The 12738-nt window shown below is 46.0% G+C and carries 9 protein-coding genes; all 9 read left to right on the top strand.

The features are described 5' to 3' along the window. Positions 1-103: 103 nt before the first annotated feature. Entirely contained in the window at positions 104-1696 is a 1593-nt protein-coding gene (locus DXA36_RS28370) for a response regulator transcription factor (RefSeq protein ID WP_182479303.1), read from the top strand. After that, positions 1690-3510 carry a sensor histidine kinase gene (locus DXA36_RS28365; RefSeq protein ID WP_118682636.1) on the top strand — a complete coding sequence of 607 codons (1821 nt, stop codon included), beginning with the start codon at positions 1690-1692 and terminating at the stop codon, positions 3508-3510. The genes DXA36_RS28370 and DXA36_RS28365 overlap by 7 nt, the downstream gene beginning before the upstream one ends. A 131-nt stretch (positions 3511-3641) precedes the next feature. Beyond that, positions 3642-5054: an ABC transporter substrate-binding protein gene (locus DXA36_RS28360; protein ID WP_118682635.1), complete on the top strand. Its 1413-nt coding sequence runs from the start codon at positions 3642-3644 to the stop codon at positions 5052-5054. A gap of 88 nt (positions 5055-5142) precedes the next feature. Further along, complete coding sequence (locus DXA36_RS28355; RefSeq protein ID WP_243114768.1) at positions 5143-6054, top strand: carbohydrate ABC transporter permease; 912 nt, start codon at positions 5143-5145, stop codon at positions 6052-6054. Further along, positions 6054-6902 (top strand): carbohydrate ABC transporter permease, encoded by an 849-nt coding sequence (locus tag DXA36_RS28350; RefSeq protein WP_118682634.1) that lies wholly within the window; start codon positions 6054-6056, stop codon positions 6900-6902. Before DXA36_RS28355 ends, DXA36_RS28350 begins: the two co-directional genes overlap by 1 nt. Before the next feature lie 36 nt (positions 6903-6938). Next, complete coding sequence (locus DXA36_RS28345; protein WP_182479302.1) at positions 6939-8837, top strand: glycoside hydrolase family 127 protein; 1899 nt, start codon at positions 6939-6941, stop codon at positions 8835-8837. A 215-nt stretch (positions 8838-9052) separates the two neighbouring features. Next, positions 9053-9940: a DegV family protein gene (locus DXA36_RS28340; RefSeq protein ID WP_118682632.1), complete on the top strand. Its 888-nt coding sequence runs from the start codon at positions 9053-9055 to the stop codon at positions 9938-9940. Positions 9941-10243: 303 nt separating this feature from the next. After that, positions 10244-11656, top strand: coding sequence for an ABC transporter substrate-binding protein (locus DXA36_RS28335; RefSeq protein ID WP_182479301.1), 1413 nt, complete (start codon positions 10244-10246; stop codon positions 11654-11656). A gap of 158 nt (positions 11657-11814) precedes the next feature. Next, positions 11815-12684, top strand: coding sequence for a carbohydrate ABC transporter permease (locus DXA36_RS28330; RefSeq protein ID WP_118682630.1), 870 nt, complete (start codon positions 11815-11817; stop codon positions 12682-12684). Positions 12685-12738: the final 54 nt, after the last annotated feature.

The following is a 12738-nucleotide window of genomic DNA, read 5'->3' as shown; positions in this document are numbered from 1 at the left end:
CAATAGAATCGAAAGCCGTTAAATGGTAAACTTAGGAAAATATCGAAAACGAATAGTTTATGTTGTATCGCAGGTAAGCCTGCGGTTTACAGGGGGGATAGACATGATATTGCGTCGGATTATTGTAGCTGACGATGAAATATTGCAAAGAAATGTGCTTACTAAAATATTGAAGAAAATCACGCCGGAAACGGAAATCACCGCATGTGCCAATGGAAAGGAAGTGTATGAGGAGCTTCAGAATAATGGCGCTGACCTGGTGATAACGGATATTTGCATGCCGGTTATGGATGGGATGGAGCTGATCAGGCAGATATCAGCTAATTATCCATGTGTTAAAATAGTACTGATAAGCGCTTACCAGGAGTTTGAATATGCAAGGGAAGCAATTCAAAGAAGTGTATCCGATTATCTGATTAAGCCGTTCCGGATCAGCGATGCACAAAAGCTGATTGATAAAGTATCGGAGGAGCTGGAAAGAGAACGGAAAACCAGCCGGCAGCTGATCCATTATGAGTCAATGGTGGAGGAAGGGAAAAAACAGGACAGATTGAAATTGCTTTGGTCTGTTTTAAACAGCGGGAATGAATCCCAGACAGCGGAAGAGGAACTGAAAGGTTTTGCCTGTCCGGGTACAATAGTGGCGCTGAGATGGAAAGTCAGGAGAGGGTTCCGCCAGAGCAGGGCGCAGATGAGTGAACAGCAGCAGGATCAGTTGATTGCAGAAATGATAAACGGATTTCACGGAGCCTGTTTTGTGCCCCGGGAACATGGATTGGATAAGACCGAGCAGAAGGCGGCGGTAATGCTTGCAGGATGGGAAGCCGCAGTCGTTGCATCCCAGTTGGAGAAGCTGCTGCTGCGGCTTCGGCTTCATGACATTATTTTCTGGGCAGGTATATCCAACAGCCTGCCAAACATGATTGAGCATGGGGCGGAAGGCTTCAGGCAGGCTGAAGAAGTTCTGTCGTTTTACTTTTTTACCCCTGAAACGGGAGGGATTTTCCAATATGCAAAATTCGGGGCTGTCATGGAAATGCCGATGATATCTGTATCAGCCTATGAAACGGATATACGGCAGGCAGTGCGCGCAGGGGATGGAGAAAGGAGGAAAGGAGCTTTGTCGGAGCTGGAAAAAGTTCTTGGGCAGGCGCCGTACCGATATCCTAACAAGATAAAGCACAGAGTTTCTTCAATGATAATGTCTGTCTTAAAGGAACTGGACGGCATGATTCCCCAGGCAGATTATGATGTGCTGCTGAATGAAGCATATCAGCTGTTTGGTCAGTGTGATTCGTTCGTGTCGTTATTTGGTATTTCAGAAGATCTTCTGGACCGGGCTGCCGGATATTATATGCAGACGGCAATGAGTTATGATGCGGTGGAAAGCTGTATCAGCTATATTAAAAACCATCTGGAGGAAGATCTGTCCCTGCAGTTTCTTGCGGATCAGGTTCATTTTCATCCGAATTATCTGTCAACACAGATCAAAAACAGGATGGGAATGTCCTATAGCAGTTATATTTTGTCTTTACGTATGGAACTGGCCTGTAAGCTGCTGACGGAGACAGACTTAAAAATAGCGGATATAGCGGGGAAAAGCGGATTCAGAGACAGCAGTTATTTTAACCGTGTATTTCGGAAGCAGTTTACAATATCACCGGAGCAATACAGGAAGGTACATAAAAAATGCTGAAAAAAGCGAGAGATATGATACAATCATGGAGTTTTCGGAAAAAAATCGGAGTGATTCTTGTGTTGTTTACATTTATACCATCCATACTGATGCAGCAGCTGATGATGCATTTTTACGAAGATCATATCATAGAGAAAGCTTCAAGGAACATCTATTCCGTAGTGCGGGCAAATAATAATGTTTTGAGAATGATGCTGAATCAAATTGAAGATATCTCTCAGCTGATGCTGAACAATGAATACTATTATGAAGTGTTCTCTGATTTTGATTCGCTTTCAACATCGGATTTGATGCGGTATGACAGACGGCTGGAAACAGAGCTTGCCAGGCAGTTTTCCACATCAAAGGATGTATATGAAGCTTATCTCTTTACATCGAAATGGATTTTTGGTGATAGCGGTATGCTTAGCACGACGCTGGATGGAATCGAACGGTCAGGGCTGCTGGAGAAAGCGGAGATGGGAGGCGGACTGCCGTGCTGGACGGCGGGGTATGACTACGGAAAGGCCGTGCAGTCGGATTACCTCATCGGAAAAGAAGATTATTCTTACAGGTATCCGATTACTATGGTCAGGAAAATGACTTTTCAGTATTCTTTTAAGTCCGATTACCGGAGACTTTCGGAAAAAGATGAAAATCCGGTGCTTTTTGTATACATATTGGAAGACAGTATAAGGAAGGTATATGAGAAAAGTGTTGAATATAAAGACAGTATTTATGGAATTTCCGACGAGAATGGGATCGTGATATCCAGTGATAATGAAAGCTTTGCAATATCTCAAAAGCTGCCGGAGGACATCTGGAAATATTATGGGAAGGATGGTTTTTCAACCTGTGTATTGGGAAACAGGGAATACCTGGTGTGTTATGATACCTTGGAATATCCGCAATGGTTTTCCTGGGTGCTGGTACCTATGGATACGCTGATCCGGGATACGCTGATGCAGGCCAGGCTTATTCAGCTTGTGATGCTGGCAATATTGTTGGTTTTATCGGCAGTGGTGGCAAGTCTTCTGTCAAAAACAATCAGCCGTCCTGTGGGAAAGCTGACAGAAGCTGCCAGGCGAGTGGCAACAGGTAATTTCAGCGCCGATACACCGGTTCCGGAAGGCGGGGATTTCAGGCTGCTGACGGAAAGCTTTAATCATATGGAATTGGAGATCAACAGGCTGATTCATGAAAATTATGAAATATCTCTGCGAGAAAAAGAAACACAGCTGATGGCCCTGGCCATGCAGATCAATCCTCATTTTCTGTATAATACCCTGAATACGATTAATATGCTGGCCATTCAGAATGATGATGAAGAAACGTCGGATCTGATTGTCAGCCTGTCGGAAATGCTTCAGTATACATTCAAAAACAGATCGGAAAAGATTCTTTTGTCTGATGAGATTGTGTGGACATCAAACTACATTTTTATTATGGCGAAGAGGTTCGGCAATATATTCACTGCAGATATACAGATCCCTTCCGATCTCATGCAGTGCAGGGTTCCCAAATTTTTTCTGCAGCCTTTAGTGGAAAATGCCATTATCCATGGTTTTGAAGGAAAGTCGGAGGGCGGATTATTATTGGTAACAGCCTGTCAGGAAGAGGAAGATATTCATTTCAGAATAAGCGATAACGGCAAAGGAACGGATGCCGAAGCTATGAAACAGCATATTGCTGAAGCCGCAAATGACGGAGGAATCGGAATTTCCAATGTGCACAGAAGGCTGGTGTTGATTTATGGAGAGCGGTATCGGGTGGACGTGGAGTCTGAGGAAGGAAGAGGCACCTGCCTTCATCTGTATATTCCTTTTGAATTGTAAGGAACTTTGAAATGTCCGATTATATTAGAATTGTCCTGTAGAGAAGAATATAGCATGGATGGTAAACTCAAAGTACATGAAAACAGTTTTACATTTACCTGGAAAAGGTAGAGTACGAAAGGAGAAGGAAGATGAAAAAGAGGTTGTTGCATATGTTGCTGGCAGCTGCAATGGTGGTTTCTGCGGTTGGATGCGGGTCGGTAAAGACAACAAATACGGATCAGGCGGGAAACAGTGCAGTTGAGGAAAAAAAGGACGGGGGAGGTACGGCCGCTTCAGATGGTGAAGTGGTGGAAATCCGCTTCACAGAATGGGACGGCGGTGATACACTCGCTGTTTATGAAGAGATTGCCGAAAATTTCAATAAAGAACATCCCAATATCCATGTTACGGTTATGAATATTCCGGATGAGTATGATACGAAAATTACTTCCATGATAGCGGGAAATGATATCCCGGAAATCTGCTGTTTAAATGCGGATACCCTGATGTACAAATATGCGGAGGAAGGAATTGTGTTAAACCTCAATGATTTCATGGAGAGGGATCCTGAATTCGACAAGGACAATCTGATGGATCCGTTTACATTCATGCTGAACGATGATTATATGGCAGGATATGGTATCGGTTCTGAAAATATATGTATGTTTTATAACCCCGCCATCTTTGAAAAGTACGGGGTGGAGGAGCCGCCGGCAAGCTATGCCGATGCATGGGACTGGGATACCTTTGTGAATATCTGTCAGCAGCTGACTGTTGATAAAAACGGTAAAAATGCATTGGATCCAGAATTTGACCCGGAAAATATTGATACCTACGGCATTAACATCAGTAAATGGTGGGCAGGTTATATGCCTTTTATTTATACTCTGGGCGGAGACTATCTGACAGAAGACGGAAGCAAAGTAGGATATGCGGAAGATTACGGAATTACCGCACTTCAGAATCTTTCCGATTTGATTTATAAATATCATGTTGCCCCCACGCCTACGGCGAGTGAGACAATGCCGGGATTATCGGAAGCACTGGTAACAGGAAAGGTTGCCATGGCTTTTGACGGTCAGTGGGTAAATGCGACTCTGATGGCCGATGAGGTGGAATATAATGTTGCGGCCCTGCCTAAGATGGGCGGTGACAGCGGTAAAACGGTTATGACATACGGCGGTATAAGCATTATGAACACCGACAAAAAAGAGGCTGCCTGGGAATTTATGAAATATTTACTTTCCAAAGGTGCATGTGAGCCGTTATATAAGTCAGGATTATGGCTGCCTACCACAAAAGCCGAATTATCGGATGCGTATATTAAAACCGTAATTACGGATAAACACCCTTCCAATTACTATGAAGCTATTGTAAAGCCGCAGGTTGACGGCACGGCGGAACCTTCCACAGCCGCAGTGGTAAAGAATTTTGCAAAAATAAATGATATATTGAATCCGGCGCTGGATGATGTGTGGTCTGGTGAGAAGACAGCTGCAGAAGCGATGGGAGCTATAAAAGATCAGGCAAATAAGGAAGTTCAGGGCTGGTTTGGGAAATAGCATATTGACAAAACTGACAAATCGTTAAGATATCAGGGGGCCGTGCAGAAAATATGCAGGTCCCCTGTATGGTAAGAGGAGGGTTCCTTTGAAGAAAGAAAAGAAAACGATAAAAATGGAAACCATGTCAAATATTGTCGGATGGTCATTTGCGCTTCCCGCAGTGCTGGGATTTCTGATATTTAACCTGCTCCCTATGCTCCTGAGCGGATATTACAGTTTTTGTGAGTATAGTATTATTGGAAAGCCCGAGTGGATTGGTTTACAGAATTATATAAAATTATTCGGCGGGGAAGAAACCACATTCTGGATTTCCGTGCGTGTGACATTGCTTTATGCAATTATGGCGGTGCCTGCTAATCTCGCTTTTTCATTTATGGTTGCATTGCTGCTGAACAGGGAAATGGTGGGAAGGGCTTTTTTCCGATCTTTGTTTTATATGCCGTGCATTCTTCCCGCGGTGGCATCCAGTTTTGTGTGGATTCTGCTTATGAATCCGGATTTTGGGCTGTTTAATACGCTTCTTGGTTTTTTGCATCTGCCGGAAAGCCAATTCTTCTGGGGGAAGGGAAGTGTGCTGCCATCTATTGTATTTATGGGGATCTGGGGGACGGGTTCCACACAGGTTATTTTCCTTGCGGGATTACAAAATATACCCAGGGTGTACTATGAAGCTTTGGAAATAGACGGCGGTAATGCATGGCACAAATTCTGGAATATTACACTCCCTATGGTTTCCTCCACAATGTTTTTCAATCTGGTTATGGGGATCATCGGCGCTCTGCAGGTATTCGGGCAGGCATATATCATTACAGAGGGCGGTCCCAATAATTCTTCTTTGTTTTATGTGTTTAATCTGTGGAGGCAGGCGTTCAAATATATGGATATGGGGCTTGCATCTGCAATGGCATGGATTCTGTTCATAGCTGTTTTGGTATTGACCATAGTAGTGTTTAAAACGTCAAATAAGTGGGTTTATTATGAAGGAGGGGATAAGTAGTGGTAAGAAAAAGGAATGCAAAATATTATATAGGCAAAATAATTTTTTATCTGGTTTTAGGCTCTATGGCCCTTATCTGTGTCATCCCTCTGTATTGGATGGTACGTTCCTCTTTTATGAAAAATACGCAGATTTATGTGATGGATCCGTTTATCGTCTGGCCGGAGGAAATGCTGTGGAGTAATTATGCGGAGGCCATAAAAGCGGCAAATTTCGGAACCTACGCCATAAATACCATTATTATTGTAGGCGGCTGCCTTGTTGGGACACTTCTGACTTCAGCTATGGCTGCATACGCGTTTTCCCGGGTGGAGTGGAAGGGTAAGAAAATATGCTTTGCTATGATTCTGACTACTATGATGCTTCCCGGTTCGGTTACATTAATACCTCAGTTCTTGATTTGGCGTAATTTCAACATGGTGGATACCTTCTGGCCATTGATTTTACCCTCCTTTTTTGGCGGAGGTGCTTTCAATATTTTTCTGCTGAGACAGTTTTTTCTCGGAATTCCTAAGGAATTGGACGAAGCGGCCAGAATTGACGGCGCTGACGCGCTGCAGATTTTTACTAAAATAATATTACCGCTTTCAGGTTCGGCTATGATAGTGGTGGGCTTATTTACATTTTTGAATAATTGGAACGACTTTTTCGGCCCGATTATTTATCTGAACAAAAAAGAACATTTTACATTGGCGCTTGGCCTTTTGCAGCTGCGCGGGGACTACTCCACGAAATGGAATCTTATGATGGCGGGCTCCACAATTGTGGTTGCCCCATGTATTCTGATATATCTGATTGGTCAGAAATATCTGATTGAAGGAATTTCATTGACCGGTCTGAAAGCATAGGTGATGGCGGTAAATAATATCTGGAAAGGAACGACTATGGAAAAGTATACCGGAGAGCAGAACTCCTTTAAAAACATAACAATAACGGGAGGATTCTGGAAGAAAAAACAGGATTTATTCCGGGGTGTTACGATGGAAGCTGTTTATGACAGATTTGAGGAAACCGGAAGATTTGAGGCGCTGAAATTCAACTGGAAGGAGGGAATGCCTAACCGTCCGCATATTTTCTGGGAATCCGATGTGACGAAATGGATAGAAGGCGCGGCATATTTTCTGCAGAAGCGCAGAGACCCTTTGCTGGAGGAAAAAATAGATGAGCTTGTAGGGCGGATGGAGCGCGCACAGGAAGAGAACGGTTATCTGAATGCGTATTTTACCGTTGTGGAACCGGAAGCCAGGTTTACAAGAAGAACCGATCATGAGCTCTATTCCGCGGGCCATTTAATCGAAGGAGCCATAGCTTATGCCCAGGCTACGGGGAAAAACGCGTTGCTCAGGGTGGCGGTTACATATGCAGATTTAATTGACAGGGTTTTCCGTATCGAGCACTCGGCCGGCTTTGATACGCCGGGACACGAAGAAATTGAGCTGGCGCTGATGAAGCTTTATCGGTATACGGGAGAGGAACGTTACAAGGCGCTGGCGGAATATTTTATCAATACAAGAGGAACAAGCGAAAGGGATGAAACCTACAGCTTTACGGATCAGGAACATATGCAGTCACACCTTCCGGTCAGAAAGCAGCTGACGGCGGAGGGACACAGCGTAAGGGCGCTTTATTTATACAGCGGTATGGCCGATTTGGCAAAAGAGAATAAGGAAGAAGAGCTTGCCGGGGTCTGCGAGGCTTTATTTGATAATATTGTGAATCAAAGAATGTATATCACCGGAGGAGTAGGTTCCACCCACAGGGGGGAATCCTTCAGTTTCGACTATGATCTGCCGGAATATACGGCCTATAATGAGACCTGCGCATCAATTGCTTTGGCGTTGTTTGCCCGCAGAATGTGGCTGATAGAGGCTGATGGAAAATATGCGGATGCGGCGGAGCAGGCAATCTATAATACGGTTCTTGGCGGTATATCCATATCCGGCGACAGCTTTTTTTATGAAAATCCGATGTCGGTCGATCCACGCAGAAATGCATTTAATGACAGCAGGCCGGAGGGGCTGAAGGAACACCTTCCGATTCTGGAAAGAGCCAAAGTATTCGGCTGCTCCTGCTGCCCGCCCAATCTGTTAAGGTTTGTCGGTTCCATCGCCGATTTTATGTACGCAACATCGGGCAATACGGTTTTTACCCATTGTTATATGAACGGCACCGGCACGGTCAGCATTGGCGGCAGGGAAATTCTTCTGGAACAGAAGACGGAATATCCTTATGAAGGAGATGTGCAGATTCTTGTCAAAACAGCAGGCGCATTTACCATAGCCCTGAGAATACCCGGCTGGGCATCGGCTGAAAAAGCAGAACTCACAGTAAACGGTGAGAAGATAGTATGTGCCCCTGTAAAAGGTTATGTTTATGTGGACCGCTGCTTTGCCCAGGGAGATTGTATTCATGTAAAGCTGCCTTTGGAAACAAGAATCGTGGAGGCAAATCCCAGAGTTTCGGATCTTTGCGGCAGGGCCGCCGTGGTAAGAGGACCGATTGTATTTTGTGCGGAAGGGATAGACAATGCGTATTTGCTGCGGGATGTGCGTATTCAAAGGGAAAGTGCGGTAAATTTGGAAAGAGAGACAATAGGCGGTCTGGAAATCCCCGTGCTGACGATGAAAGCATGGAAAAGAAAAGAGTCGGCCGTTTTGTATTCTGATAAGCCGTATGGGGAGGAAGAAACGCAGCTGAAGCTGATTCCATATTTTGCATGGGCGAACCGCGGCGTGAGCGAAATGACTACCTGGTTCCTGCAAAAGGATGGCACGGGCTGCTGATGAAAGGCCGATAGCAGGTAGTCAGTAAGGAATTAAATAAGCAGGAGAAAGACCAGATTTCCAATGCGGACGGGAAACTGGTCTTTTGTTTTTCGGAAACTATAGCTAAATGGAGTTGTGGCAGGTTGCACAATAGGGTATAATAACTCTACAAGGCCGCCTATACGGCTGAGTGAAGAAAGAATCCTGACAGAAAGGATAGAAAGGCGGAGAGGATGGGAGATTATATTATAAGCTGTTGTTCTACGGCAGATTTGACGGAAGAACATTTTCGTTCCAGGGACATATCCTACATATGCTTTCATTATGAATTGGATGGAGTGCAGTATGCGGATGATTTAGGCAAATCCATGCCATTTGAAGAATTTTATAAAAAGATGACCCAGGGAGCCGATACCAAAACCTCCCAGGTGAATTCCGAAGAATTCCGGGAATATTTTGAGGCTTTCCTGAAGGAGGGCAGGGATGTTTTGCATTTATGCCTTTCCTCCGGAATTTCAGGCGTTATTAATTCCGCGCTTGCGGCAAAGCAGGAGCTGGAAGAGTTGTACCCGGACCGGAAAATTTATGTGGTGGATTCCCTGGGGGCTTCTTCAGGATACGGACTCTTAATGGATAAGCTGGCAGATTTGCGGGATGAAGGAATGGGGATTGATGAGCTTTATGCCTGGACGGAGAAGAATAAACGCAGGCTGAACCATTGGTTTTTTTCTACGGACCTCACCTTTTATATCAAGGGCGGCCGTGTATCCAGGGCCTCCGGGTTTATCGGAGGCGTGCTTGGCATCTGCCCGCTTCTGAATATGGATAACCTGGGCAGGCTGATTCCCCGGTTTAAGATCCGTACCAAGCGTAAGGTGATACAGGCTATTGTGGAAAAGATGGAGGAATATGCGGATGGCGGTCTGGATTATTCCGGCAAATGCTATATCTCCCAGTCGGCCTGCCGCGAGGATGCCCGTGCGGTAGCGGACATGATAGAAGAACGTTTTCCCAAACTGAACGGGAAGGTGGAAATCAATTATGTGGGCACTACCATCGGAAGCCATACAGGGCCGGGAACCGTGGCGCTGTTCTTCTGGGGCAGGGAAAGAACGGAATAGAAGCAGGGAAAAGGAAGAACCGGTATGCACAGGCTGCCGGTTCTTTTTTTATGCGCATCTCCCGGACACAGGCACCGCTTTTCCATAATACGGAAAAAAACGGGGGAAATTTAATAATCTAAAAAAAACAACCTATTTTTACTAAAAATAATGCTCTTTGATAAAATTATTCAGTACACTATAATGCAATAGTAAATGAAAGGTAACTGTCCGGTACGTCGGCGCAGTATCTGTGAAGGGACGGAACAGTCACAAGGAAATACATGCAGAGAAATTCAGAAGCAGGAAGGGAAGGATTTATTTATGAAAAGAGTAATTGCAATGCTGCTGACAGGAGCAATGGTAATGTCACTGGCAGCCTGTGGAAGCACGGACACTACGTCTGCAGAAACCGCCGATACCAAGGAGACGGCTTCCCAGAGTACAGCCGCAGCCCAGAACACGGACAGTACCGGGGCTGCGGACGGGGAGGTTGTGGAAATCACCGTACAGTCCTGGCAGTATGCCCTGGGCAATTATAAGGGATTCAGTGAGGATTCCGAGTTGACACAGGCCATCGCAGATGAGTTTAACGCCACCCATCCCGGGATCCATGCAACCGTAACGATAATGAGACAGGAAGATCACTATAACGCCCTCAAGGTTGACTTTGCAGCCGGAAGCGCTCCGGATGTTATCGGCATCGCACCGGGCGCGGATCTGGAACAATACAAATCCCAGCTGGCGCCTATGGCGGATTACGCATCTGCAGAATGGGGAGAGAACTGGCAGGATCAGTTTACCGACGCCTCCTTCACCACCATTACGCTTTCCGGTGATGAAATATATGCATTCCCCAGTGCCATGAGCGCATCGGGGACCATCTGGTACAACAATAAACTTATGACGGAAAACGGTGTTGCAGCGTTTCCTGCAACCTGGGAAGAACTGACGCAGGCGGCACAGACATTACGCGGTGCAAAGCAGATTCCCCTGATGTTCGGCGGCAAGGATAACTGGCAGAATTATGATATGTTTATCGCCATCCTGGCTACTATCAACAAAGATCTGTGCAACGACGTATTCTCTCTGGATGCGGAATGGACGGAAAGCGATGTGGTAAAAGCCTTTTCTTATTACCAGAAGCTGTTTACCGACGGCATTGTACAGGACGGCGCGCTGTCCACCACCATTTACAACGAAGGCTATTCCCAGTGGAAGGATGACGACGGAAATTCCACCATCCCTATGATTTTCAACGGTTCCTGGGATTTGGGTTCCCTGAAGGCGGAGAACTCCTTTTATGAAAACTTTTCCTCCAATGATATTAAAGTGGCAACCCTTCCTTCCATCGAAGGAAAAGAAGGTGCGGTGCTCACCGCTCCCGATGTGGCATGGGGAATCAACGCCGCAAGCCCGAACCAGGAAGCGGCCTGGGAATTTGTGAAATGGATGTGCTACGATATGCAGCAGTCCGTAGTGGACGGTCTTGGGTTCTTCAGCGTGCTGAAGGATGCACCCAGCCCCACCGTTGACCTTACGGCGGATTATAAAGCGGCTTATGATACCATTTCGGCGGCAGCCGCCTCCGATCAGACCGTAGGCTTCCGCAGCTCCTTCTACACCAAGATAAATGACGAGCTGTTCGACCAGCTGCAGCTTCTGGGAACCGGCGCGGCCACTCCGGAAGAAGCCGCCGCAGCAATGGCGGAAGCCGCTGCAGGAATTTCCAAATAACAGGGATTCCGTATGGGAAGTACCCTGGCGGCAGACACCGGGTGGACATGCTGTCATGTCCGTCCGGCCCGCTGTCCGCGGAGATCATGTGGAACAGGGGCTGCCGTCCGGCGGGCGCAGGTTCTGCACGTTAGTTAAAAAGGCAGGAGGCCGGAAGGATGATTAATTTTAGAAACAGCAGGAAAATTGGATTTTTATGTGTACTGCCGTTGCTTTTGTTTGTAATGGTATATATGGTTTATCCGGTATTATATAACGTGAAAATCAGTTTGTATGACTGGAACGGTATTGACCCGGATATGACCTTTATCGGGCTGACGAACTTTATGAATATATTCAAAGACAAGGTATTCCGGATTGTTCTGCGGAATTTTCTGCTTTTTGCACTGTTTACCGTAACCGTGCAGGCTATTCTGGGGTTCCTTCTGGCGGATATGTTCCAGAAGAAATTTGTGGGAAGGGATGTCTCCAAGGCAGTCCTCTTCATGCCGGCTATCCTTTCTTCCATCATTATCGGACAGGTTTTCTACCGGCTCCTGGATCCGAATATCGGTTATTTAAAGGATATCCTTTCTTTTTTTGGAGTCAGCGCCCCTCTTTCCAATCCCAAGCTGGCTATATGGGCAATTATCCTTGTTAACATCTGGCAGTGGACCGGCTACTCCATGACGCTGTATTACGGCGCTATGGCGGGTATTTCGGAAGATTTGTATGAAGCGGCCAAAATCGACGGGGCCACACATTTCCAGATACTTAAGAAAATCACATTCCCTCTGGTAAGGGGGACCACATATAACCTGACGATTATCGGTGTGATCGGTGCCCTCAAGCAGTATGATTTGGTGGCCTCTCTGACAGGAGGCGGGCCGGCGAACTCCACGCAGACCTTTGCCACCTATTTATATGAGGCGGCTTTTACCAATTACGAACAGGGTTATGCCTCTGCCATTGCGGTGGTAATGTTCCTGATAGCCGGGATTATCACGGTATTCCAGCTCAGGCTTTATAATTCCAAAACCATTTACTAAGGGGTAGTGTCAAGTGAATTATGAAAACCCGAAGCCGGGTGAACTGGCAACATT

The sequence above is a fragment of the Eisenbergiella sp. OF01-20 genome (assembly GCF_003478085.1).
GTDB lineage: Bacteria > Bacillota > Clostridia > Lachnospirales > Lachnospiraceae > Eisenbergiella.
Note: the sequence above shows the minus strand (reverse complement) of the source record. Positions and strands in the feature narration are given on the sequence as shown.